22 protein-coding genes and 1 other RNA gene are annotated in these 22,967 nt (G+C 49.1%); 18 read left to right on the top strand and 5 right to left on the bottom strand.

Annotation, left to right across the window (positions count from 1 at the left end):
* Positions 1–74: 74 nt before the first annotated feature.
* Positions 75–704 (top strand): stringent starvation protein SspA, encoded by a 630-nt coding sequence (sspA, locus tag EHS89_RS08035; RefSeq protein WP_124925614.1) that lies wholly within the window; start codon positions 75–77, stop codon positions 702–704.
* A 62-nt stretch (positions 705–766) separates the two neighbouring features.
* Positions 767–1,180, top strand: a complete 414-nt coding sequence (locus tag EHS89_RS08030; protein ID WP_124925613.1) for a ClpXP protease specificity-enhancing factor — start codon at positions 767–769, stop codon at positions 1,178–1,180.
* A 99-nt stretch (positions 1,181–1,279) separates the two neighbouring features.
* Here EHS89_RS08030 and EHS89_RS08025 read toward each other — a convergent pair whose 3' ends face one another.
* The 4 genes from EHS89_RS08025 to EHS89_RS08010 all read right to left on the bottom strand — a co-directional run bounded on the left by EHS89_RS08025 (position 1,280) and on the right by EHS89_RS08010 (position 4,750).
* Entirely contained in the window at positions 1,280–1,846 is a 567-nt protein-coding gene (locus tag EHS89_RS08025) for a BON domain-containing protein (RefSeq protein ID WP_124925612.1), read from the bottom strand.
* Between the two features lie 3 nt (positions 1,847–1,849).
* Positions 1,850–2,440, bottom strand: a complete 591-nt coding sequence (locus EHS89_RS08020; protein WP_124925611.1) for an SIS domain-containing protein — start codon at positions 2,438–2,440, stop codon at positions 1,850–1,852.
* Positions 2,441–2,451: 11 nt separating this feature from the next.
* Positions 2,452–2,835 (bottom strand): YraN family protein, encoded by a 384-nt coding sequence (locus EHS89_RS08015; RefSeq protein ID WP_124925610.1) that lies wholly within the window; start codon positions 2,833–2,835, stop codon positions 2,452–2,454.
* Positions 2,836–2,932: 97 nt separating this feature from the next.
* Complete coding sequence (locus EHS89_RS08010) at positions 2,933–4,750, bottom strand: penicillin-binding protein activator (protein ID WP_124925609.1); 1,818 nt, start codon at positions 4,748–4,750, stop codon at positions 2,933–2,935.
* A gap of 38 nt (positions 4,751–4,788) precedes the next feature.
* Here EHS89_RS08010 and rsmI point away from each other — a divergent pair, with 38 nt between their 5' ends.
* Positions 4,789–5,625, top strand: coding sequence for a 16S rRNA (cytidine(1402)-2'-O)-methyltransferase (rsmI, locus tag EHS89_RS08005; protein ID WP_124925608.1), 837 nt, complete (start codon positions 4,789–4,791; stop codon positions 5,623–5,625).
* A 62-nt stretch (positions 5,626–5,687) separates the two neighbouring features.
* Positions 5,688–6,059: RNase P RNA component class A (gene rnpB, locus EHS89_RS08000), an RNA gene on the top strand.
* A gap of 333 nt (positions 6,060–6,392) precedes the next feature.
* Here the strand turns inward: rnpB and EHS89_RS07995 are convergent.
* Positions 6,393–6,941 (bottom strand): hypothetical protein, encoded by a 549-nt coding sequence (locus EHS89_RS07995; RefSeq protein WP_124925607.1) that lies wholly within the window; start codon positions 6,939–6,941, stop codon positions 6,393–6,395.
* A 399-nt stretch (positions 6,942–7,340) separates the two neighbouring features.
* On the opposite strand from EHS89_RS07995, the gene mraZ reads away from it, so the two are divergent.
* The 14 genes from mraZ to ftsA are packed head-to-tail and all read left to right on the top strand — an operon-like array spanning position 7,341 to position 22,936.
* Positions 7,341–7,796: a division/cell wall cluster transcriptional repressor MraZ gene (gene mraZ / locus EHS89_RS07990; RefSeq protein ID WP_124925606.1), complete on the top strand. Its 456-nt coding sequence runs from the start codon at positions 7,341–7,343 to the stop codon at positions 7,794–7,796.
* A gap of 20 nt (positions 7,797–7,816) precedes the next feature.
* Complete coding sequence (gene rsmH, locus EHS89_RS07985; protein WP_124925605.1) at positions 7,817–8,755, top strand: 16S rRNA (cytosine(1402)-N(4))-methyltransferase RsmH; 939 nt, start codon at positions 7,817–7,819, stop codon at positions 8,753–8,755.
* Positions 8,752–9,102 carry a cell division protein FtsL gene (ftsL, locus tag EHS89_RS07980; protein WP_124925604.1) on the top strand — a complete coding sequence of 117 codons (351 nt, stop codon included), beginning with the start codon at positions 8,752–8,754 and terminating at the stop codon, positions 9,100–9,102. Before rsmH ends, ftsL begins: the two co-directional genes overlap by 4 nt.
* The gene (locus tag EHS89_RS07975) at positions 9,092–10,804 is read left to right on the top strand and encodes a peptidoglycan D,D-transpeptidase FtsI family protein (RefSeq protein ID WP_124925603.1); all 1,713 of its coding nucleotides are present in this window, start codon (positions 9,092–9,094) and stop codon (positions 10,802–10,804) included. Before ftsL ends, EHS89_RS07975 begins: the two co-directional genes overlap by 11 nt.
* A complete protein-coding gene (locus EHS89_RS07970; RefSeq protein WP_124925602.1) occupies positions 10,801–12,291 on the top strand; it encodes a UDP-N-acetylmuramoyl-L-alanyl-D-glutamate--2,6-diaminopimelate ligase in 1,491 nt (496 codons plus the stop codon). Before EHS89_RS07975 ends, EHS89_RS07970 begins: the two co-directional genes overlap by 4 nt.
* Entirely contained in the window at positions 12,288–13,661 is a 1,374-nt protein-coding gene (locus tag EHS89_RS07965) for a UDP-N-acetylmuramoyl-tripeptide--D-alanyl-D-alanine ligase (protein ID WP_124925601.1), read from the top strand. The genes EHS89_RS07970 and EHS89_RS07965 overlap by 4 nt, the downstream gene beginning before the upstream one ends.
* Complete coding sequence (mraY, locus tag EHS89_RS07960; RefSeq protein ID WP_124925600.1) at positions 13,661–14,743, top strand: phospho-N-acetylmuramoyl-pentapeptide-transferase; 1,083 nt, start codon at positions 13,661–13,663, stop codon at positions 14,741–14,743. Before EHS89_RS07965 ends, mraY begins: the two co-directional genes overlap by 1 nt.
* A 10-nt stretch (positions 14,744–14,753) precedes the next feature.
* Positions 14,754–16,106, top strand: coding sequence for a UDP-N-acetylmuramoyl-L-alanine--D-glutamate ligase (gene murD, locus EHS89_RS07955; protein WP_124925599.1), 1,353 nt, complete (start codon positions 14,754–14,756; stop codon positions 16,104–16,106).
* Positions 16,106–17,320: a putative lipid II flippase FtsW gene (gene ftsW / locus EHS89_RS07950; RefSeq protein WP_124925714.1), complete on the top strand. Its 1,215-nt coding sequence runs from the start codon at positions 16,106–16,108 to the stop codon at positions 17,318–17,320. Before murD ends, ftsW begins: the two co-directional genes overlap by 1 nt.
* Positions 17,313–18,410, top strand: coding sequence for an undecaprenyldiphospho-muramoylpentapeptide beta-N-acetylglucosaminyltransferase (gene murG, locus EHS89_RS07945; protein WP_124925598.1), 1,098 nt, complete (start codon positions 17,313–17,315; stop codon positions 18,408–18,410). The genes ftsW and murG overlap by 8 nt, the downstream gene beginning before the upstream one ends.
* Positions 18,407–19,852: a UDP-N-acetylmuramate--L-alanine ligase gene (gene murC, locus EHS89_RS07940; protein WP_124925597.1), complete on the top strand. Its 1,446-nt coding sequence runs from the start codon at positions 18,407–18,409 to the stop codon at positions 19,850–19,852. The genes murG and murC overlap by 4 nt, the downstream gene beginning before the upstream one ends.
* Positions 19,852–20,796, top strand: coding sequence for a D-alanine--D-alanine ligase (locus EHS89_RS07935; RefSeq protein ID WP_124925596.1), 945 nt, complete (start codon positions 19,852–19,854; stop codon positions 20,794–20,796). Before murC ends, EHS89_RS07935 begins: the two co-directional genes overlap by 1 nt.
* 2 nt (positions 20,797–20,798) lie before the next feature.
* The gene (locus tag EHS89_RS07930; protein ID WP_124925595.1) at positions 20,799–21,680 is read left to right on the top strand and encodes a cell division protein FtsQ/DivIB; all 882 of its coding nucleotides are present in this window, start codon (positions 20,799–20,801) and stop codon (positions 21,678–21,680) included.
* Between the two features lie 11 nt (positions 21,681–21,691).
* The gene (gene ftsA, locus EHS89_RS07925) at positions 21,692–22,936 is read left to right on the top strand and encodes a cell division protein FtsA (RefSeq protein ID WP_124925713.1); all 1,245 of its coding nucleotides are present in this window, start codon (positions 21,692–21,694) and stop codon (positions 22,934–22,936) included.
* Positions 22,937–22,967 lie beyond the last annotated feature (31 nt).

Raw genomic sequence — 22,967 nt, 5'->3', positions numbered from 1 at the left:
AGCATCTGTACGTGGCTCATATTGTGTGAGCCGCGTATATTTTTTTTATGGAATAAGTGAGACGGGGTGATTTAATGGGCGTAGTGGCCAAACGGTCTTCAATGACTTTTTACTCCGATGGTAATGATCATTACAGCCATCGGGTACGTATCGTACTGGCGGAAAAGGGTGTGGCCGTTGAGATCAACGACTGTGATCCTAATAACCTTCCAGAGGATCTGGCGTCACTGAATCCATACAATAATCTGCCAACTCTGCTGGACAGAGAGCTGGTTTTGTATGAACCAAACGTGATGATGGAATATCTGGATGAGCGTTTCCCGCATCCTCCACTGCTGCCTGTATACCCTGTTGCACGGGCTGAAAGCCGTCTGTACATGTATCGCATTCAGCGTGACTGGTGTGATCTGGCAGATGTAATTCTTAACAGTGAAGATGCTGATGAGGCTGAAGAAGCGCGTAAAGCGTTGCGCGATAGCCTGGTTGCAGTATCACCAATTTTTGGTGAGAAAGATTTCTTCATGAGTGAAGAATTTACCCTGGTTGATTGCTGTATCGCTCCGTTGCTGTGGCGATTGGAGATTCTGGGTGTAGAGCTGCCTGAAGCGCAGAGTAAAGACCTGATTAAATATATGAGTCGTTTGTTCGAGCGCGAATCATTCCAGATCAGTCTGTCTGAAGAAGAACGCGAAATGCGCGACTAATCTTCATTTGTGCATAATATAAAGGATGAGCTTGCTTCATCCTTTTTTTTTGGGAGTAATGTATGCAATCAAGTCGGGGGTATCTGATTCGTTCCCTGAACGAGTGGATTCTGGATAGCGGCTGGACACCACATCTGGTTATCGATGCTGAAATTCAGGGAGTTATGGTGCCTGAGCAGTTTATCAATGATGGTCAGATTGTATTGAATATTACGCCATCAGCTGTTCAGAGCCTGCTGATAGACAATGAAGCGGTGAGCTTTAGTGCGCGCTTTGGCGGTGTGCCTATGAATGTTTTTGCACCGATGGTAGCGATTTTAGCTATCTATGCCAAAGAGAATGGCATGGGCATGGGGTTTGGCACTGAGCCTGGCTGTGAGGCGCTGTATCAGGATGATGAGCCAGATAATGATCCGACTCCACCGGAACCGTCGCCGAAGGCGTCTGGGCGTCCATCGTTGAAGGTTGTGAAGTAGTCACTCTGTCGATACTGATCCTGTGGATATGACCATAAAAAAAACCGCCTGCTGGCGGTTTTTTTTGGCTAATCCGTAGTCAACAGGCGTTGGGTTTAGCTAGTCGATATATTCAAAGATTTTAACGATTTTCTGTATGCCGTTAACGCTACGTACTACGCGAATAGCTTCGTCGGCTTCCTGGCGGGTAACCAGTCCCATCAGGTATACAACGCCATTTTCGGTGACGACTTTGATGCGTGTTGCGTTAACTTGTTCATCACCCAGCATATTGGCTTTAATTTTAGCTGTGATCCAGGTATCGCTTGCACGGGTCAGGGATGAGGTTGGGCTAGTCACTGTCAGTTCGTTGTGGATGCGGCGGATTTTACGCACCTGGCTGACGATCTGTTCGGCTTCAGCGCGGCTGTTCTCGGTAGCAACCTGGCCGGTAATTAGCACAACACCATTGAAGCTGGTAATACTGATGTGGCTACCGCGCAGCTCTTCAGATGCTTTGCTTAGATTGACGTTTGATTTGATCTCAATTAACTCATCATCAACATAGCTTCCGGTGGTGCGATTGGCGTGATCTTCTTTAATGGGCTCTTCTTTGATGGTACTGACAACAGTAGAGCAGCCACTTAGTAGTAACGCTGTCAGGGTGAGAGTGAGTACTTGCTTCATTAATTATTCTCCGCCAAAAAGTTGGTAGTCAATCAGATCGCATAGGGCGTGTAGAACCAGGGTCTGTGCGCCAAAAATAAGGGCTGGATCATCTGCAGGAATGCAGAATTCAACCTCGTCAGGCAGTAATAGAGACTGAATGTTGTCATTAGTTCCACCGGTAAGTGCAATAACCAGCATGTCTCTGTCGTGGGCGGCCTGAATGGCTTGTACCAGGTTTGCGCTACGGCCATCTGTGGATAAAATAAGTAACAGGTCGCCGGGCTGGCCCAGTGCGCGGATCTGCTTGGAAAAAATATCGTTAAAGTGGCTGTCGTGACCAATGCCAGTCAAGGCTGAGCCGTCTGCGCTGAGGCTAATAGCCGGCAGTCCTGGACGCTCGTGGCGATATTGATTCAGAAGCAAACTGCTGAAATGCTGTGCCAAAGCTGCGCCGCCACCGTTGCCGCAACAGAGGATTTTGTTTTCTGACATTAAGCAGTTGAGCAAAAGCTCGCCGGCATGAGAAATTAGCGGGGTGTATTCCTCGATGGTCTGGGCATTAACCTCCATGCTGTTATGGAATAGGTTAATAACTCGGTCTTGAAGTACCATCGGTGCTCCTGTCAGAAAGTGGCTTCAGGTCTGAAGGCGTCTTTATACCATATAGGACAGGAATCTCCACTCCTGTCGGAGGTGTTTGCTTCAAAAGCAATCACGTCAAACCTGCAAGTTGTATTGTTATAGCGGCTATTTCTGGATAGAAAGTAAGCTGCTGTTTTTATTAACTTCTGTTGCTTGCGTTTGTCGACTGAATGGCTTGCGCCGCCCCAGTGGGCGTGGCTACGTTGCCTTACTTCGATAAACACCAGTTGTTCATGGTCAGTCATAATCAGATCTATTTCGCCAAAGCGGCAGCTGAAATTATGGCTGATAAGTTTTAATTTCTGTTTTTTTAAATACGCTAGTGCTTGTTTTTCGGCATCCTTGCCTATTTGTTGTCTGTCCATGATCATTCCAAAATCAGGCGGCGAGCTTCATCTTAGGCTTGCCTTTATTCAGGTCTGGCTTTTGTTCAAAGCTGACTGTTGAGTAAAAATGTCAGCTTTAGTTTAAAGGTTGCGCCAGCCCTTGTTTGAAAATATTCCAGTTTAGTGTGCGCTGAACCTGGTTGTTCTGCTTGATGGATAAGATGCCGGTTTCACCATTTACCTGGGCAATGGGTGAGGCGGCCAGTTGTGCCAGATAAGGGAATAGTTGGAAAGCATCTATTCCCAGAGCGTAAAGTCTGCCGAAACGACTGTCAGTATCTTTCTTAAGCTGCGCCAGCTGTAAATGTGTTGTTGTCGGTTCGCTAGTCAGCCAGGGCATAGCAACAAAGCGAATGCCGTTGAGATCCTGGTCTTCTATGCTGGACTCGCTGCCGCTAAATATGTGCGAGGTGGCATAAACCGGGACTCTGCCTGCGTAGTGGAATGCCAGTGTTGGTTTTATCTGGCGAGCAGTCTGAGGCAGGGCGGAAAGGAAAATAGCATCAACATCTTGTCTGCGCCGATCTTCTGATTCTGGACGTTCACCGATAATTCGGGTGAGTTGCTTTTGTCGCTGGTTGCTCTTTTCGGTGCCAAGCAGGGTCGCTATCTGCTCTGAATAGTTTGCTTCATTGTTGTAACTGTAGCTATCCAGAATGGTACCGCCAAGTTCGGTAAAGGTTTTGCTGAATGCAGTTGCGGCTCGCTGGCCCCATTCGGTGTTTGGTGTATAGATCAGTACCTGTTTGCGGTTGTCATTCCAGGCCTGTGTGGCTGCCTGTATTGCTTCGTCCTCAATTGCTAGTCCAAATTGATAGATATTGCTTTGCTGGCTATCCGGTATCGTATTCAAAGTGAGTGTTGGTATCGGTGCAGGGCCGTATTGTAACAGGCTGCTGACCATCTCTTTCTGTAGGGGGCCGATTATCAGGTCTATCTGTTTCTCTCCGGCCACCTGATACAGCTGTCCCGGGGTGCTGATCAGTGATGAGTCGAGGACGGTAACTTTCGCTGTGCTGGTGCCAGCGCGAACGGCATTGTAGTGGGCGGCCATGAATCCGCTCAAAATCGCTTCGGCAGGCTTTTGTAATCGGCCGGTTAATGGAAGCAGCAGCGCTATATTATTGGCTGTGAGTGTTTCTGCATTGCTAACTGCTGCCAGTGTTTCTGGCGGTGTTTGGTGTGCCGGGTGTGATTGCCATAGTATTTTCCACTGCTCCAGCTGTGTGCTTTGTTGGCTCAGGTCTTTGGCAGAAGACGTACTGAGTGCCAGTTCATACCAACCCTGCTCGTAATAACTGTTTGATGGTTGTTGGCTGAGCTGTTTTAGCTGCGCGCTTGGCATCGATGTGAGTATGTTCCAGATGCGATTGTGGAGGGTGTTGGTTTTATCTGCAGGGCTAAAGCTGCTTAATTGAATTAGCTGTTGCAGTTCGCTTAACTGGTCCTGTTGATAAAGGTAAGCGTCTGCCTGCATTTCGCCTATCTGGTACTGTCTCTCGGCTGGCAGGTTGTTGGTTGTTGTTTCTGGAAGCTGTTGTAGATAGCGCAGTGCGCTCTGTCCATCCTGGCGGTCAAGGGCGGCTCGTGCCTTTAGTTCAGCTATTTCAAACTGTAGTGCCGGCGGCAGTAGTTGAAGCTCGACCTCTTCCAATAGGCTGGCTGCTTCGTCCCGACGATTCAGTTTTACCAGGATTCGTGCTGCTTCCGCTTTAAGGCGAGCGCTTTTAATTGGCGCGGCTGTGTCAGCCTCGGCAAGTAGCTCTGTGACCTGTTGCATCGGGTTCTGGCTTGCTGAGCTTGTTCTGCTCTCTTGAAGCTGAGAAGAGCAGCCGGCAATAAAAAGTGTCACGCTGGCAGCGAGGACAAGAGACAGACGACTTGGAAACGTCATATACTTTCACACCCTGAAATTTGAATGGCTCGAAACCGATGTCCGAATCAGTTTTATATGTAATAGCAACGCCAATTGGTAATCTGGAAGATATGACGCCGCGTGCGCTCCGAATTCTGGAGTCGGTTGCATTAATCGCAGCTGAAGATACCCGCCATAGTGGTCGGTTGCTGTCACATTTTAATATTAAAACGCCGATGATAGCAGTTCATGATCACAATGAACGCCAGCAACAGCAAAAAATTATTGAAAAATTGCAGCAAGGGCTGGATATCGCATTGATTTCTGATGCTGGTACGCCGTTGATATCTGATCCTGGCTTTGTGTTGGTGCGTGAAGTTCGGGCGGCTGGCTTTAATGTTGTGCCTGTGCCTGGGTGTTGTGCCATGGTGGCAGCGTTGAGCGCAGCCGGTGTACCCTCAGATCGATTTGCGTTTGAGGGTTTTCCTCCAGCGAAGTCGCAGCAGCGATTGAATTTTTTTAGCGGACTGGCTGCAGAGACGCGCACGCTGATGTTTTACGAGTCCCCGCATCGTATTCTGGATAGTCTGGCTGCGGTGGTAGAGGCATTTGGTGCTGATCGGCCTATTGTTATTGCGCGGGAGCTAACCAAAACCTTTGAAACCTTTATTGCCGGTACTGCTGCTGAAGTGTTATCGAAGGTTGAGGCTGACCCTAATCAACGCAAAGGTGAATTTGTTCTGATGGTTGAGGGTGCCCCAGAGATTGATGATTCTGATCTTGATTCTCATGCAAGTGAGGTGCTTGATATTTTGTTGGCTGAGTTATCAGTTAAGCAGGCATCTGCGCTTGCAGCAAAGATTACAGGTGTAAAAAAGAAGGTTTTGTATCAGGCGGCGTTAGATCGAAAATAATTCATCTTCAGGGATCAGGTTGGGCTTGCTAATAGCCTGCTTGCTGGTATCCTTTGCGCCGTAGAGTTCGCCAGACAATCGCCGCCCTAATCTCTTGAGTGCAGGGGGGAGGAAAGTCCGGGCTCCAGCAGGGCAGGGTGCCAGGTAACGCCTGGGGGGCGCAAGCCTACGGAAAGTGCAGCAGAGAGCAGACCGCCTAAGTTTTTTATTTTCGGATAGAAAACCGGTAAGGGTGAAAGGGTGCGGTAAGAGCGCACCGCGTGAGTGGCAACACTTCATGGCATGGTAAACCCCACCTGGAGCAAGACCAAATAGGAATCCATTAAGGTGTGGCCCACACTGGATTCGGGTAGGTCGCTTGAGATCTGTGGCGACGCAGGTCCTAGATGAATGATTGTCCACGACAAAACCCGGCTTATCGGCGAGCTCTACAGCTTTTTTTGCTAGTGTGTCAATTAAGCACTTCAGAGTGAGGTGTGCTTTTGAAAGAGCTGGATAAATGATTATCCTCGACAGCTTTTGATAAGAGCTTTAGCTTATTGACGAGCTCTACATTTTTTCTATTGCAGCTGTGTCTGTTGAATTCTTTAAGGTGTGCTGCATTTCAGGTAGAGCTTGATTTTGATGGTCGCTTAAAACTGTGACGGTACAGATCCTAGAATAGCGGTAGCTCCAGTCAAAACCCTGCTTATCAGTGAACTCTACAAATCCTCTGTTTCAGAAAGGTATTTTTAGCTGCTTGTTGGCTCTTTGTTAGCTGTTTTCGATTATCTGTCAGTTTTTATAATTAGTTGGAACATAAGGGAGCCGTAGGTTACATCTCCAAAAGGAGGGACTATTGTTGTTCTCAAGTTTATTCTGGTGTCGTAGTTGGTTTCTAGAAAGGGTACAACATATGGTAAAAATGGTGTGTTGTACTTATCTGTATTGGATTGTGCGTACCAAAGACCTGCTTTTATGCCGTAGGAAGTGCGTTTGGATAAGCGTTTTTTCCAGGCAATTGCTGCAGTCAGGCCTGTATCTGAAAAGGAATCTTTAAAGATATCGAGTTCAAAATAAAGAGGTTCTTTTTTCAGGAAGTCTGGCCTCTGGTTTGAATCTGAGAGTTTGTATGAGAAGCCTAATCCGTAGTTTTGTTCATTGTGTCCGGCTCTTTTGAAGTGATAGCTGGCTCCATTCAAGTGAAGATTAAGGTCTTTGTCTTTTTGGTTTTCGTATGGGGCAGCAGTTACGCTGCTTAGCAAGGCTGTGGACGAGATAGATATGAGCAATATAGATAATAGCAATTGAATTATTACGTTTTTATTTAAAGTCATGATGCTTTCCTTGCTTTCTATATACTCTCCTGCCAGCTTGATGCGGGGGACTGTAATTAGTTTAGGTGAGTTTTTTGAGATTGCTGGGCTGGAGGCGGTTCTTGTGTTTGTTTTTCTGCTTTGTGAATGTAGTTTTGATTCTAATTATTACTTTTACTTGAATATTTCAGTTTGAATTCGGTCTTATCTTAAAACTGCTTCAAGTTCATTTCTTTGTAACTGCTCTCTGATAGCTATGTCCCTTGAAATCTGGGCTTTTAACCTGATTTTAAGCGCTCTTAATCCTTCATCAAAGAACCAATATCGGCCTTGCAAACGGGGGGGTTAATTTCTATAGTGTGTGTTAGTGGGTAAATGTGGGTAATTGTGGGTTAAATTGGTTATGGGGGAGTGAAACTCGTGTTTCGAGGCGTCAATCCAATCAATCTGGATGCAAAAGGTCGTATGGCTATACCAGCGCGTTACCGTGACAGGATCACGGAGCATTGCTGTGGGCATCTGGTGGCGACCATTGATACCGAGGAGCGATGCCTACTGCTTTACCCTTTGGCTGAATGGGAAGAGATTCAGGAAAAGATCGAAGCACTACCCAGTTTTAATCCTGCAGCAAGACGGATACAGCGTTTACTGATTGGTCATGCTACCGATCTGGATATGGATGGTAATGGTCGTTTATTACTGCCTGCACCTTTACGGGATTATGCGGAACTGAATAAGAAAATTGTTCTGTTAGGTCAGGGCAATAAGTTTGAGATCTGGAGCGAGGAGCGCTGGTTAGCGACCCGCGAAGAATATCTGGCTGAAGTTGATGGCGGCGCAGAGCTGCCAGATGAGTTACAGAATTTATCACTTTAAACCGACAGGGGTTAACGCACATGAGTGCAGAGTATAAACATATCACAGTGTTGCTTAATGAAGCTGTGGATACCCTGGTCAGTGATCCGGATGGTTTTTATATTGATGGTACGTTCGGGCGCGGTGGTCACTCGGCGCTGGTATTGAACCGTTTATCTGAGAACGGTCGGTTGATGGGGATCGATAAAGATCCTGAAGCGATCGCCTGTGCTGCAGAGCGTTTCGCAGATGAATCACGCTTTAGTATTGAGCGTGGCTCCTTTGCTCAATTAGAAGAGTTTGTTGTAAAGAAAGATCTGCTGGGGCAGGTCGACGGTGTTCTGCTTGATCTCGGTGTGTCTTCGCCACAGTTGGATGATCCTAGTCGTGGTTTTAGCTTCATGGCTGACGGGCCGCTTGATATGCGGATGAATCCGGATGTGGGTGAGAGCGCTGCCGAATGGTTGGCGCGTGCTGATGATAAAGAAATTGCGGATGTGCTTTATACCTATGGAGAAGAGCGTCACTCCAGGCGTATGGCGCGGGCTATTATTGCTGAACGAGAGATCGAACCTATTACCACGACCGCACGCTTATCTAAGATAATCGCCGAAGCCAATCCGTCATGGGAGAAAGGTAAAAACCCTGCAACACGCGCGTTTCAGGGTATTCGTATCTTTATTAACCGTGAGTTGGAAGATCTGGAAAGCTGCCTTGATCAGGCGCTGGATGTGCTTAAGCCGGGTGGACATTTAGTTGTGATCAGTTTTCATTCTTTAGAAGATCGTATTGTTAAGCGTTTTATTCGTAAGCACGTTAAGGGTGATGAGCATCTACCACGCGGGATTCCAGTAACCGATGATATGTTACAGATCCGTTTGAAGGCGGTAGGTAAAGCGGTAAAGGCAGGACGGGATGAGGTTGAAGATAATCCCCGTTCACGTAGTGCGGTGATGCGGGCTGCGAAAAAAGTCAGATGAAACTGAATATACCACTGCCAGGATGGCTAACGGTTGGGGATGAGCTTGAAGTCGGAGAGATTATTGAGCCGATACGACTGATTAAACAAGGGATTCTGTTGTTGGTTTTGGTTGGGTTGTTGGTTATATCGGCTTTACTGGTTGTCTGGTCTGCACACCAATATCGCTTACTGTTTAATCAGCAGCAAGAGTTAGTGCAGCAATGGGATGAACTGCAGGTTGAGTGGGGGCAGTTGCTATTGGAACAAGGTGCCCTGGCTGCAAATAATCGGGTTGAGTCGGTTGCAATTAAGCGTTTGGGGATGCGAATTGCGGAGCAGGTTGAGGTGATCAGAGATGAGCGATGAGCAGGATATTCAAGCTCGTGCAGCCAGAGGCTGGCGTCTGTGGCTGGTATTTCTGCTCCTGGTTCTGATCGGTTTAGCTATTAGTGGGAAAATGTTGACCCTCAATATGCAGGAGCAGGCTTTTCTTAAGCGTCAGGGTGATGCGCGGATACTGCGTACCGCTGTTATTCCAGCCCATCGGGGTGTGATTAGTGACCGAAATGGGCAGCCATTGTCAGTGAGTGCACCTGTTTCAACTGTGTGGATGAATCCCCAGGAATTTGACCTGCAGAATGCATCAATTGATCGCCTGGCTAGCCTTTTGGGAAGTGATCGAGCAGCGTTGTTGAGTAAGGTGTCTCGTTTTAGAGCAAAGCAATTTTTGTATCTGAAGCGTCAGATGACTCCGGCTCAGGCGGTTCAGATTGAAGCGCTGGATATCCCGGGTGTTTATGTCGATCGGGAATATAAACGCTTCTATCCTGCTGCCGAGGTGGCGACTCATCTGGTTGGTTTTACCAATGTTGATGGCAAAGGCCAGGAGGGCGTTGAGCTGGCTTTTGATGATTGGTTGCAGGGGGTTCCGGGTAAAAAACTGGTCATGCGCGATCTGCTGGGGCGTACGGTTAAGCATATTCGTGAGCTTGAACCCATGAGTCAGGGGCAGGATCTACAGCTGAGTATCGATCTGCGACTGCAGTATCTGGCCTATCGTGAGCTGAAAGCGGCGGTGCAGGCACATAAAGCGGATTCGGCTGCGATGGTAGTGCTGGATGCACATACCGGTGAAGTATTGGCGATGGTGAATCAGCCTTCATATAACCCTAATGACCGCAGTAATCTGGGGGCTGGTATGGAATCGTTACGTAACCGTGCGGTGACAGATACTTTCGAGCCGGGTTCGACGATGAAACCTTTGACTGTGGCGGCGGCGTTAATGAGCGGTAAATATCAGTTAGATAGTGTTATTGATACATCACCGGGATATATCCGGGTTAAAGGTAAAACCATTCGTGATCATCGTAATTATGGTGAGTTGGATATCGGCAGGATAATTACCAAATCAAGCAACGTAGGGGTTACTAAGCTTGCCTTGAGTATGCACGAAGATGCTGTACGTAACACGATGCAAAACGTGGGCCTGGGGCAGGTTCCGGGTACTGGTTTTCCTGGTGAACAGGCCGGTGTACTGCCTTATCATGCAAAGAACCGGTTAGTTGAACGTGCCACTATGTCATACGGCTATGGCTTGGCGGTTACGCCATTACAGCTTGCGCAGGCGTATATTCCTTTTGCTACCGGAGGATTAACGCGTCCGGTTTCATTATTGAAGCTTGAACGACCGGAGCCTGCTACCCGGGTGATGCCAGAAGCGATAGCTAATCAGGTGTTACGAATGATGGAAACAGTAACTCAACAAGGGGGCACCGGACGACGTGCCGCGATCGAGGGTTATCAGGTCGCAGGAAAAACTGGTACCGCGCATAAGGTGGGCTCCAGTGGCTATGAAGATGATAAGTACGTTGCGGTGTTTGCCGGTGTCGCACCGGTAGAAAATCCCGAGATTATTGCAGTTGTCATGGTCGATAATCCGAAGGGACAAGAGTATTACGGTGGCGAAGTCGCTGCGCCTGTCTTTTCCCGGGTTGTAGGAGGTGCATTGCGGATGTTAAATGTTGCGCCAGATAACTGGAAGCCCGCGACTCAAGTGGTAATGCAATGAGTATGAAGCGCTTTAGTCTCGCTGAGTTAATGCCTCAGTTAGCAGATACTGCGGTTGCAGGGTTAATTGTTAAGGGTGTGGCTCAGGATAGCCGTGCAGTACAACCGGGTGACTTGTTCTTTGCCCGTGATGGCGTAAGCCATAAAGGAATAGATTTTGTTTGCTCCGCTGCAGCAGAAGGGGCAGTTGCTGCGATTGTTAATGACGCAGAATTGGCTGCAGCGGACCCTATCGATGTAGCTATCCCACTGATCGGTGTGGCAGATGTTGCTGAACTGATCGGAGAGGTAGCTTCGCGATTCTATGGGGAGCCTTCCCTCCATATGAAAGTGGTGGGTATTACCGGAACTAACGGTAAAACATCCTGCGCGCATTATATTGCGCAGGTATTGGATTACAGCGGCGAAACCAGTGCTTTAATTGGTACCGTAGGTAATGGTTTGTTAGGTCAGCTTGATGAAGCAAGCCATACGACACCTGATGCCATAAGTCTGCATGCTATGCTTGCAGCCTTGCTTCAGCAAGGCGCAACCAGTGTGGTGATGGAGGTGTCTAGTCATGCGCTGGATCAGCATCGCGTTAGTGGTGTGCATTTTGATGCAGCGGGTTTTACTAATTTGTCCCGTGACCACCTTGATTACCATGGTGATATGGAAACCTATGGTGCGGCTAAAGCACGCTTGTTTAATGAGATGAATATCGATCATCAGGTTGTGAATGCTGATGATAGCTATGGTGTACGAATTCTGGCCCAGTCAGATGGTCAGGATCGAATCAGTTTTGGTGAAGTTGCTGGGGCGCAGGTAAGGGCGACAAAGGTACAGCTTTCTACCGCAGGTATTAATGCAGAAGTAAGTACTCCCTGGGGAACCTTTCAGATGGATACGGGTCTGATCGGCCGGTTTAATCTGAGTAACTTATTACTGACTATTGCGGTAACAGGAAAAATGGGGCTGCCGTTGTCGCAGATTGCTGAAGCGGTCAACGCTATTTCAGCCGTTCCGGGGCGGATGCAATTAGTGTCACGGGATCAGCCTTTGGTTGCCGTTGATTATGCACACACGCCTGATGCTCTGGAAAAGGCACTTGAGGCGTTGCGAAATCATTGTCAGGGCAACCTTTGGTGCGTATTTGGTTGCGGTGGCGATCGGGATAATGGCAAGCGTCCACAAATGGCGGCAATCGCTGAGCGATTGGCCGATAAGGTTGTGGTTACCAGTGACAATCCCAGGACAGAAGATCCGGATCAGATTATTAGTATGGTACTTGCTGGCTTCAAAGAATCTGAACCGGAAATAACCGATGTAGACCGGGCGCAGGCAATCACTGCTGCAGTCAATGCACTTCAGGAGCAGGACATATTACTGATTGCCGGTAAAGGTCATGAGAATTATCAGGATATACAAGGGGTGAAAATGCCATTCGATGATGTGGCTGTGGCTGAGGCTGCAATGACTGCTAAACGTGATACAGGAGCGCAGTTATGAATGGTCCGTTTCGATTGGCGGAACTGGCAGAGCCTTTATCGGCAACACTGCTGGGGGATGATTGTGACATTCTGCGTATCAGTACAGATACACGTAAAATTCAGCAAGGTGATCTGTTTATTGCGTTGAAGGGTGACAATTTTGATGCGCATGATTTTATTGGCCTGGCTGAAAGTAAAGGTGCAGCCGCTGTTGTTGTGGATCATAAAATTGATACCTCACTGCCGCAGCTGATCGTGAGTAATACCCGTCTGGCGTTAGGTAATCTTGCTGCTTACAACCGTCATCGTTTTACCGGTGTACTGTTTGCGGTGACCGGCAGTAGTGGTAAAACCACAGTAAAAGAGATGCTGGCTTCGATCAGCCGTCTGCGCGGCCAGACGCTGGCGACTCAGGGTAATCTGAATAACGACATTGGCGTACCATTAACCTTGTTGCGGTTATCATCAGGTGACCAGTATGCCGTGATCGAGATGGGGGCCAGCGGACCCCATGAAATTGCCTATAGTACTCACCTTGCGAAACCTGATATAGCCATTCTTAACAACGCAATGGGCGCTCACCTGGAAGGGTTTGGTAGTCTTCAGGGTGTGGTTAAGGCGAAGGCAGAAATTTTTCAGGGGCTGACTGAGCAAGGTACCGCCGTTGTTAATCTGGACGACCCTCATGCATCGGTTTGGCTGGCTATGCTGGAACAGCAGCCGTTGTTCACATTTTCGGTTATCGATAATACCGCGACCGTGTTCGCATCTGACATATCCCTGCAGGATAACGGTTGTTACCGCTTTAATTTGAATTTTGCTGGTGCACATCGCCCGGTAATTTTAGGTTTGATGGGACGGCACAATGTTGCTAATGCCCTGGCAGCTGCAGCGGCTCAGTTAGCGGATGGCTGCGCTCTGGCGACGGTTGCAGATGGTTTGGGACAGTGTCGTGGCGCTGCCGGACGCATGCGTCCGGTACAAGTGAATGATTCAATGCTGGTTATAGACGATAGCTACAATGCGAACCCTGATGCCGTAAAAGCTGCGGTTGATGCGCTGGCTGAACTCAATGGCGAGGCAGTACTAGTGTTGGGTGATATGGCTGAACTGGGTGTGGATGCAGAACAACAGCACCGTAACCTGGGAGCCTATGTTGCCGCAAAAGGTATCGATGCCTTATATAGCTGCGGCCCTTTAAGTGCTGCAGCGTCAGATGGCTTTATTGCTGCCGGTGGTCATGCTGCTGAGAACTTCACAGATAAGCACAGCTTGTTGGCTTTTATTAAGCAGTTACCTGATTGCAAGCGTAACCTGCTGGTTAAAGGATCCCGTAGTGCGGGAATGGATGAGATTGTCACTGGCCTTACTGAAGGGGAGAGCCGCTAATGTTATTACTACTAGCCGAATGGCTGGCTGAATATAACAGTTTTTTTGCCGTGTTCAGCTATCTGACTTTGCGCGGTATTCTGGGCGTATTGACGGCGTTAGCTATCTCGCTGTTTTTAGGGCCTGCGCTGATCCGGAAACTGAAAAGTAAACAGATCAGTCAGACTGTACGCAATGACGGGCCTGAATCACATTTTAGTAAATCAGGTACGCCTACTATGGGTGGCGCACTGATTATTCTGGCAATTATAGTCAGCAGTCTACTCTGGGCTGACCTGACTAATCGCTATACCTGGATCGTACTGGGTGTGACCTTTATTTTTGGCGCCGTAGGCTGGGTTGATGATTACCGGATGGTGATTGAGAAAAGCACCCGAGGGTTACCGGCAAAGTGGAAATACTTCTGGCAATCAGTGGGTGGCTTAGGAGCCGCCATTTTGCTTTATATGACGGCACAGTCACCGGCAGAAACCCAGTTGATCTTTCCGGTTTTCAAAGATCTGACTATTGATATGGGGCTGTTCTTCATCGTATTTACCTATTTCGTCATAGTAGGTACGTCAAATGCGGTCAACCTGACAGACGGTTTGGATGGCCTGGCAATATTACCCACGGTTCTGGTTGCCGGCGCATTAGGTGTATTTGCTTATCTGGGCGGTAATATCAAGTTTGCAGAGTATCTGCATATTCCATATATCGCAGGTTCAGGTGAGCTGATTATAATTTGTGGCTCTATTGTGGGCGCGGGACTTGGTTTCCTTTGGTTTAACGCTTATCCGGCACAGGTATTTATGGGTGATGTGGGTGCCTTAGCGCTGGGTGCTGCTTTAGGTGTTATTGCCGTCGTGGTGCGTCAGGAGTTTGTATTGATGATAATGGGGGGCGTTTTTGTGATAGAAACGGTATCCGTTATTCTTCAGGTGGCATCTTTTAAGCTTACCGGGCGGCGGATTTTCCGAATGGCGCCTTTGCATCATCATTTTGAATTAAAAGGCTGGCCAGAACCACGGGTTATTGTCCGGTTCTGGATTATTACTGTAGTGCTGGTTCTTATCGGACTGGCAACATTGAAAGTACGTTAGCGGAGCTGCTGTGAGTCTGATAGCGACAGATCAGTTGAGGGTTATTATCGGTCTTGGACAGACCGGGTTATCCTGTGCCCGCTATCTGGCGCGTCAGGGGCTGCCTTTTGTGCTGGTCGATACCCGTGATGTGCCGCCTAATCTTGAGCAAATTAAAACTGAGTTTCCTGCAGCGGAGCTTCATTGTGGTGAGCTGGATGTAGGGCTTCTGAGTCGGGCCAGTGAAATACTACTGAGCCCAGGGGTAGCAAAAGATCAGCCTGCCATTCAGCAGGCTGTTGCCGCCGGCGTGAAATTGAGTGGTGATATCGATCTGTTCTGTCAGGCTGTCAGCGCACCTATTGTGGCGATAACCGGCTCTAATGCGAAAAGCACGGTGACAACCCTGGTAGGGCAGATGGCGTTGAATGCGGGGATTGATACCGGTATTGGCGGCAATTTAGGCACACCGGTACTGGATATGCTGGCTGCGGGTGAGCAGGATCTGTATGTACTGGAGTTATCCAGTTTTCAGTTAGAAACGGTCAATGACCTGCGGGCCAGTGTCGCGACCGTACTGAATGTAAGCCCGGATCATCTTGATCGTTACGACAATAATATGCAGCTTTATTATCAGGCGAAACACCGGATATTTCGTGGTAGCGCTCAGATAGTGATCAATCGGGATGATAGTCTGACGTCGCCATTGGTTAATAAGCAGGTCAAGGTATCCAGTTTTGGACTGAGTCGCCCGGACTTGAATCAGTTTGGCTTATTAGAAAAAAATGCTGAACAGTATCTGGTCAAGGGTTTAGACCCGTTACTCCGGATTGACGAGCTCAAAACACAGGGCCAGCATAATATTGCTAACGCACTAGCCGCACTTGCACTCGGCGATGCCGTTAATATCCCGATGGCGGCAATGCTGCAAACGTTAAAAACCTTTACCGGTCTTAAGCATCGCTGTCAGTGGATTGCTGAAAAACAAGGTGTTACCTTTTTTAATGACAGTAAAGGTACCAATGTAGGGGCGACCGTCGCTGCCATTGATGGTCTGGCTGCAACACTGGCAGATAATAGTAAAATATTATTGATCGCGGGTGGCGTGGGTAAAGGTGCTGAATTTTCAGACCTGAATAAGCCCCTTCAAACAGCCGGTCGAGCGTTGATTCTTATTGGTGAAGATGGCCCTGTTATTGATGACGCAGTTAATTGCTTTAAGGGTCATTATGCTGACTCTATGAGCGAAGCTGTTAAGTTGGCTGCGGATATGGCTCAGTCTGGTGATATCGTACTGCTGTCTCCTGCCTGTGCCAGTTTCGATATGTTTAGTGGCTTTCCTGCACGGGGTGATGCCTTCATCGAAGCGGTGGAGGCTCTATGATGCTGGCTACTAGCGCTGAAACAGTCGATCCCGGTACCGACTCAGCAGTCAAGCAGATCCTGCCGTTTGATCCCTGGTTTTTAACTGCTGCGCTATGCCTGATTCTGATCGGCTTTATTATGATCAGTTCAGCGTCTATCGAAGTCGCGGCTGTGCGAAATAGTAATCCATTTTTTTATATGATCCGCCACGGTATCTTTATTGTTATCGGCTTGATAACGGCGGTAGTGATGTTCCGGATACCGGTGAGCTTTTGGCAGCGATCAGGGCCCTGGTTGTTGCTATTGGGTTTTTTGCTGTTGATATTGGTGTTGCTGGTGGGCCGGGAAATTAATGGCTCGGTACGCTGGATCCCTTTGGGGCCGGTTAACCTTCAGGCATCAGAAGTTGCAAAGTTTGCCATGGTTGTTTATCTGGCAGGTTATCTGGTACGGCGCTTATCTGAAGTGCGTAGTAGCTGGAAGGGGATAGCGAAACCGGCACTGCCGTTAGCCTTTTTTGTGTTTTTACTGATTCTCGAGCCTGACTTCGGCGCGGCGGTGGTGCTGATGGGCAGCATCATGGGAATGATCTTTCTGGGTGGTATGAAATTCAGCCAGTTTGCACTGATTGTAGCTGGCTGTGCGGTCGTCATTCCATCGCTGGCAATGTTGCAACCGTATCGAGTGGTACGGTTAAAAACGTTTCTTGATCCCTGGGCCGATCCTTTTGGTTCGGGCTACCAGCTGGCTCAGGCGCAGATAGCATTCGGGCGTGGTGACTGGCTGGGTACCGGGCTGGGTAATAGCGTGCAGAAACTTTTTTATCTGCCAGAAGCGCATACCGATTTTGTATTTTCGGTATTGGCCGAGGAGATGGGGTTGATTGCAGCGTTGCTGGTGGTTTGTCTCTATGGTTTGCTGGCTATCCGAATGTTTAAGATCGGACGTAAGGCTGAAAAACTTAAGCAGTTCTTTATGGCCTATATGACCTATGGTTTTGCCATCATGTTAGCGGGCCAGGCGCTGATTAATATTGGAGTTAACGTGGGAGCTTTACCCACTAAAGGCCTGACCTTGCCGTTGTTGAGCTATGGGGGCAGTAGTCTGGTGGTTAGCTGCGCGATGCTAGCGATAGTAATGCGGGTTGATTACGAACTGAAGCGAATGCAGAACGAGATGCCGGTTGAGCCCAAACGTTCCAAGCAGAATAAAACAGGAACTGCAGATGAGTAGTGCCAGGAAAGTTCTGATTATGGCTGGCGGAACCGGTGGGCACGTGTTTCCGGCGCTGGCGACTGCAGATTGCTTACGACAGCAGGGTACAGCCGTTGAATGGCTCGGTACGGCTGCGGGTATCGAAGCTGAAGTGGTTCCTGCAGCGGATATTAAGCTGCATTGTATTGATGTAAAAGGGTTGCGCGGTAAAGGAAGACTGAGTCTTCTATTGGCGCCTTTCAAGCTATTGTTTGCCCTGTATCAGGCCTGGCAGGTATTGCGAAAGGTTAAACCTGATGCGGTGCTTGGGATGGGTGGGTTTGCGTCCGGGCCTGGCGGTCTGGCGGCCTGGTTAACTGGTGTACCGGTCGTTGTTCATGAGCAGAATGCGTATGCGGGGATGACTAATAAAATACTGTCGAAAATGGCAACCAGAGTACTGGAAGCGTTTGGCGGGGCTTTTCAGGGCAAAGTAAGTACTCAGGTGGTCGGTAATCCTGTGCGGGGCAATATATTAAAACTGCCGGAACCTAAACAACGTTTTGAGCAACGTCAGGGGGCTATTCGTCTATTGGTTGTTGGCGGTAGTCTGGGTGCAAAAGCGATTAATGATCTGGTGCCCCAGGTGATTGCTCAGTTGCCGGAGGGTATTGAGCTAGAGGTTTGGCATCAGGTCGGTAAAAGAAATTTAACTGAAGCACAGCAACTGTATGCAGCGCTGGGCTTGAGTGAACGGGATACGATTCGCGTTGTGCCCTTTATTGAGCGAATGGATGAAGCCTATGGCTGGGCTGATCTGGTTCTTTGTCGTGCCGGAGCGCTTACCGTAAGTGAACTGAGTATCGCGGGAGTTGCTTCGGTACTCGTACCCTTTCCTTACGCCGTGGATGATCACCAAACCGGAAATGCCCGATTTTTATCGGAAGCCGGTGCGGCGCTTCTGGTACAGCAGACAGAGCTGAGCCAGAATCGCCTGACTAATATTTTGACAGAGCAACTGAACACTCGGGAAACCTTGCTGGGTATGGCGGAAAAATCGCGTCATCTGGCTCAGCCTGAAGCAAGTCAGACGGTTGCTGATATCTGTCTGGAGGTAATGAAAAAATGACTGAGAATACAGCTGAAATTTATGAAGTACCTGAGATGCGCCGTATCCGCCGGATTCATTTTGTGGGTATTGGCGGTGTAGGTATGTGTGGCATCGCTGAAGTGCTGCTTAATCAGGGTTATCAGATTTCAGGATCAGATATTCGCGACTCAGCGGTTACCGAGCGTTTAAGAGGCATGGGTGCCGAGATTTTTATCGGTCATGCTCAGGAAAACATAACGGCTGCTAACGTGGTGGTTACCTCTACAGCGGTTCAGGAAGATAATCCTGAAGTTAGTGCTGCCCGTGAACGTCGGATACCTATTGTTCGTCGTGCAGAGATGCTGGCTGAGCTTATGCGTTATCGTCACGGTATCGCAGTTGCAGGTACCCATGGTAAAACCACGACAACGAGTTTGCTCGCATCGGTGATGGCTGAAGCAAAGCTGGATCCTACCTTTGTGATAGGTGGCCGGTTAAATAGCGCTGGTACTAATGCCAAGTTAGGCGGTAGCCGTTATTTAGTCGCCGAGGCAGATGAAAGTGATGCGTCGTTCCTGCATCTGCAGCCGATGGTCACTATTGTGACAAATATCGATGCCGATCATATGGATACCTATGGCGGTGACTTCGGCAAGCTTAAGCAGACATTTATTGAATTTCTTCATAACCTGCCTTTCTACGGACTGGCGGTGTTATGTAATGATGATCCTGTAGTGCAGGAAATTATTCCTGCGATCGGTCGTCCGATAGTGACCTACGGAATTACTGAGAATGCAGATTATCGTGCTGTTGATATTAGTCAGAACGGCATGGAAACCAGCTTTACCGTTAAACGTCCTGATGGCCGGGCGGATCTTTCTGTCACGCTGAATATGCCGGGTAAGCACAACGTTCTGAATGCGCTGGCAACCATTGCTGTGGCGACCGATGAAGGCATCGAAGATAACGCCATTTGTAGTGCATTAGCCAAGTTTCAGGGTGTGGGACGGCGCTTTCAGGTATTGGGTGAAATTCCAGTTAAAGGCGGCAGCGCCATGCTGGTGGATGACTATGGTCATCATCCTCGTGAGGTACAAGCCACCATTAAAGCTGTTAAAGAGGGCTGGCCGGGTAAGCGTCTGGTGATGGTTAATCAACCGCATCGCTATACCCGTACCCGTGATCTTTATGAAGATTTTGTTCAGGTACTGTCAGATGCTGATGTGCTATTGCTAATGGAAGTTTATGCGGCAGGCGAGGCGCCTATTGCCGGCGCTGATAGTCGTAGCCTGTGTCGTAGTATCCGCCAGCGTGGCAGCGTTGATCCGGTGTTTGTCGAAACCCTTGATGAAGTTCCCGCCGTGCTACGCAACCTGTTACAACCAGGTGATCTTTTGCTAACTCAGGGGGCTGGTAATATCACCGCTTTGGCCCATGAACTGTCTCAGTTGGATCTGAGTGACGGTCAGGAGGGTAGCTAATGACTGGTTTTCGGATTACTGATCAGGAACGTAGTCAGTTTGGCCGGGTGGTCGTACTTTATGGCGGCTCTTCGGCTGAACGTAGTGTTTCACTGAAGAGCGGAGCGGAAGTTCTGCGTGGCTTGCAACAAGCTAATGTGGATGCTTTCGGACTTGATCTCTGTGCTGAGGGTGCAGACCCATTGCAGCAGTTGCAGCAAGCTGAATTTGACCGGGCCTTTCTTATTCTGCATGGCCGTGGTGGTGAAGACGGCACTATGCAAGGGGTACTTGAAATAATGGGTAAGCCTTACACCGGAAGTGGCGTAATGGCGTCGGCCCTGGGTATGGATAAAGTTAAGTGCAAACAGATCTGGGCTGCTGCTGGATTACCTACTCCGCAGTATGCTGTGCCTGGTGAAGGTACCGATATGGCAGCGTTGGCAAATAAGCTGGGCTTTCCTCTGATTGTGAAACCGGCCCATGAAGGCTCCAGTATCGGAATGAGCAAGGTCGATAGTCTGGAACAGCTGAGTCAGGCTATTACAGAGGCGCGTCAATTTGACCGGGCGGTATTGGTAGAAAGTTGGGTGAATGGGCCTGAATTTACGGTGGCGGTACTAAATGGCAAAGCGTTACCGGTCATTCGTCTGGAAACCCCCCACGAGTTTTATGATTTTGATGCCAAGTATCAGGCTGATGATACCCAGTATAAATTCGATCATGGTCTGAGTGCAGAGCAGGAAACCGAATTACAGCGTTTGTCGGAGCAGGCGTTTGAGATGGTCGGGTGTAACGGCTGGGGCCGGGTTGATGTGATGTTAGATCAGCAGCGAGGCTTTCAGTTGTTGGAGGTTAACACTTTACCGGGTATGACAGATCACAGTTTGGTGCCTATGGCCGCTCGCGAAGCAGGCATCAGCTTTGAAGAGTTAGTGGTTACTGTGCTGCGGGGAAGCCTTTAACTATGTTGAAGCAGCTGCGTATTCATAATCCGCCCCAGATAGACCCGCCTCGTAGAGGTGCGACGGCTCTGGAGCGAAAAGATGAGCAGGCAGGTGCAGATAAAGAGGCGCGCTGGAACTTTAGCCGAATTTTGAACTGGAAAAGTATAGACGGTGACTGGTGGCTGAAGCCCGCCACTATCCTAACGGCGCTTACCGTCTACATCGCATTGGCTAATGGCGCCTGGGGTAAGGTTTACAGCTGGTTGGATAAGCCAGTATCCAGTGTCGTTATTAATGGTGAAACACGGCATCTGGATCGTCAGTCATTAGCTAATAGTTCGGTTGTGTTGATGAATGGCGGTTTGCTATCTGCTGACTTAAAGATGGTTAAACAAGGGATTCAGGCTGATCCATGGGTGTATCAGGTGGGTGTAGCACGGCAATGGCCGGCCAGCCTTTATCTGGATATTCGTGAAGAGGTCCCGGTTGCCCGCTGGGGAAAGGATGGTTTACTTAATCATGAGGGTGATATTTTTTGGCCGGATCAGGCAAAGGAGTATCAACAGTTACCTTTGTTAAAGGGGCCCTCCAGTGAAACTGCGCTGATGATGTCAGAGTATTACGATCTGAATCAGATGCTGCGTAATGTGGATCTTCAGCTGATTGAGCTTGAGCTGGAGGCCCGGGGCGCCTGGACTCTGTTGCTGGATAATGGCATCAGGGTCATTGTTGGTCGCGAGCAGGTAGTGGCGCGGTTAGAACGTTTTTTAAAAGTGTATCAACAGCGGCTGCAACAAGATGCAGATGCGGGCCGTATAGAGCAGATAGATATTAGATATAACAACGGTATCGCCGTTAAATGGCGTAAAACTGAAACCTCAGAAGCGCAACAGAAAGGTTAATAGTAGTGAGTATGGCGATGAAGCCTGTAAGAAACATGATTGTAGCGCTGGATATAGGCACCTCTAAGGTAGTTTGCCTGGTAGGCGAAGTGAGCCTGGACGGCACTATAGATATCCTTGGCATTGGCTCCCATGAATCCCGGGGGCTGAAGCGTGGCGTGGTGGTTAATATTGAATCCACCGTGCATTCGATTCAGCGGGCGGTGGAAGAAGCCGAACTGATGGCGGGCTGCAAGATTCACTCGGTCTCTGTTGGTATTGCCGGTAGTCATATTAATAGTATGAATTCCCACGGTATCGTTGCCGTACGCGACGGTGAAGTGATGGAACATGACCTGGAACGGGTGATTGATGCAGCCCGTGCGGTGGCGATTCCCGCGGATCAGAAAATCCTGCATATCCTGCCACAGGAATATGTGATCGATAATCAGGAAGGTATTCGTGAGCCGTTGGGGATGTCCGGTGTGCGCCTGGAAGCCAAGGTACACCTGGTGACAGGTGCTGTGAATGCGGTACAGAATATTGAAAAATGTGTGCAGCGTTGCGGCTTGGAAGTGGATAACTCTGTTTTGGAGCAGTTGGCATCCAGCTACTCGGTATTGACCGAAGATGAGAAAGAGCTGGGTGTCTGCATGGTGGATATGGGTGGTGGTACTACCGATATCGCCATCTATACCGGGGGGGCTATTCGCCATACCGCGGTGATCCCTATTGCGGGTGATCAGGTAACTAATGATATCGCGATGGCACTTCGCACACCGACACCGCACGCGGAAGATATCAAGATAAAGTACGCCTGCGCTCTGGCGCAGCTGGCCAGCGCCGATGACACTATTAAAGTGCCGAGCGTTGGCGACCGTCCAGCCCGGGATTTGTCCCGACAGGCGCTGGCGGAAGTGGTTGAACCCCGGTATGACGAACTGTTCACCCTGGTGCAGGCTGAGCTGCGACGTAGCGGGTTTGAAGATTTAGCCGCGGCAGGCATTGTTCTGACCGGCGGTACGGCAAAGATGGAAGGCGCGGTCGAACTGGCGGAAGAGATTTTCCATATGCCGGTACGTTTAGCGATACCTAAAGGGGTACGGGGCATGGAAGATATACTGGCCAGCCCGATCTATGCTACGGGTATCGGCTTACTGCAGTATGCAAAACAGGATAATCAACATCTGGGCGAAGCGGTACCGGTCGAGGAGATGACCGAGCCACGTCCCAGTGTACTGAACCGGATGAAGTCATGGTTTCAGGGGAATTTTTAAAGGGGAGTCTGCAGCGGTGCTGTGGACTTTG

Origin of the sequence: Amphritea balenae (genome assembly GCF_003858655.1) — a bacterium.
GTDB lineage: Bacteria > Pseudomonadota > Gammaproteobacteria > Pseudomonadales > Balneatricaceae > Amphritea > Amphritea balenae.
This window is presented reverse-complemented; position numbering and strand designations above follow the sequence as displayed.

What these genes read in the sequence shown, in the direction of transcription:
- sspA (WP_124925614.1), top strand. Translation starts at nt 75, where the DNA reads ATGGGCGTAGTGGCCAAACGGTCTTCAATGACTTTTTACTCCGATGGT.
- EHS89_RS08030 (WP_124925613.1), top strand. Translation starts at nt 767, where the DNA reads ATGCAATCAAGTCGGGGGTATCTGATTCGTTCCCTGAACGAGTGGATT.
- EHS89_RS08025 (WP_124925612.1), bottom strand. Translation starts at nt 1,846, where the DNA reads ATGAAGCAAGTACTCACTCTCACCCTGACAGCGTTACTACTAAGTGGC.
- EHS89_RS08020 (WP_124925611.1), bottom strand. Translation starts at nt 2,440, where the DNA reads ATGGTACTTCAAGACCGAGTTATTAACCTATTCCATAACAGCATGGAG.
- EHS89_RS08015 (WP_124925610.1), bottom strand. Translation starts at nt 2,835, where the DNA reads ATGGACAGACAACAAATAGGCAAGGATGCCGAAAAACAAGCACTAGCG.
- EHS89_RS08010 (WP_124925609.1), bottom strand. Translation starts at nt 4,750, where the DNA reads ATGACGTTTCCAAGTCGTCTGTCTCTTGTCCTCGCTGCCAGCGTGACA.
- rsmI (WP_124925608.1), top strand. Translation starts at nt 4,789, where the DNA reads ATGTCCGAATCAGTTTTATATGTAATAGCAACGCCAATTGGTAATCTG.
- EHS89_RS07995 (WP_124925607.1), bottom strand. Translation starts at nt 6,941, where the DNA reads ATGACTTTAAATAAAAACGTAATAATTCAATTGCTATTATCTATATTG.
- rsmH (WP_124925605.1), top strand. Translation starts at nt 7,817, where the DNA reads ATGAGTGCAGAGTATAAACATATCACAGTGTTGCTTAATGAAGCTGTG.
- ftsL (WP_124925604.1), top strand. Translation starts at nt 8,752, where the DNA reads ATGAAACTGAATATACCACTGCCAGGATGGCTAACGGTTGGGGATGAG.
- EHS89_RS07975 (WP_124925603.1), top strand. Translation starts at nt 9,092, where the DNA reads ATGAGCGATGAGCAGGATATTCAAGCTCGTGCAGCCAGAGGCTGGCGT.
- EHS89_RS07970 (WP_124925602.1), top strand. Translation starts at nt 10,801, where the DNA reads ATGAGTATGAAGCGCTTTAGTCTCGCTGAGTTAATGCCTCAGTTAGCA.
- EHS89_RS07965 (WP_124925601.1), top strand. Translation starts at nt 12,288, where the DNA reads ATGAATGGTCCGTTTCGATTGGCGGAACTGGCAGAGCCTTTATCGGCA.
- mraY (WP_124925600.1), top strand. Translation starts at nt 13,661, where the DNA reads ATGTTATTACTACTAGCCGAATGGCTGGCTGAATATAACAGTTTTTTT.
- ftsW (WP_124925714.1), top strand. Translation starts at nt 16,106, where the DNA reads ATGCTGGCTACTAGCGCTGAAACAGTCGATCCCGGTACCGACTCAGCA.
- murG (WP_124925598.1), top strand. Translation starts at nt 17,313, where the DNA reads ATGAGTAGTGCCAGGAAAGTTCTGATTATGGCTGGCGGAACCGGTGGG.
- murC (WP_124925597.1), top strand. Translation starts at nt 18,407, where the DNA reads ATGACTGAGAATACAGCTGAAATTTATGAAGTACCTGAGATGCGCCGT.
- EHS89_RS07935 (WP_124925596.1), top strand. Translation starts at nt 19,852, where the DNA reads ATGACTGGTTTTCGGATTACTGATCAGGAACGTAGTCAGTTTGGCCGG.
- EHS89_RS07930 (WP_124925595.1), top strand. Translation starts at nt 20,799, where the DNA reads ATGTTGAAGCAGCTGCGTATTCATAATCCGCCCCAGATAGACCCGCCT.
- ftsA (WP_124925713.1), top strand. Translation starts at nt 21,692, where the DNA reads ATGGCGATGAAGCCTGTAAGAAACATGATTGTAGCGCTGGATATAGGC.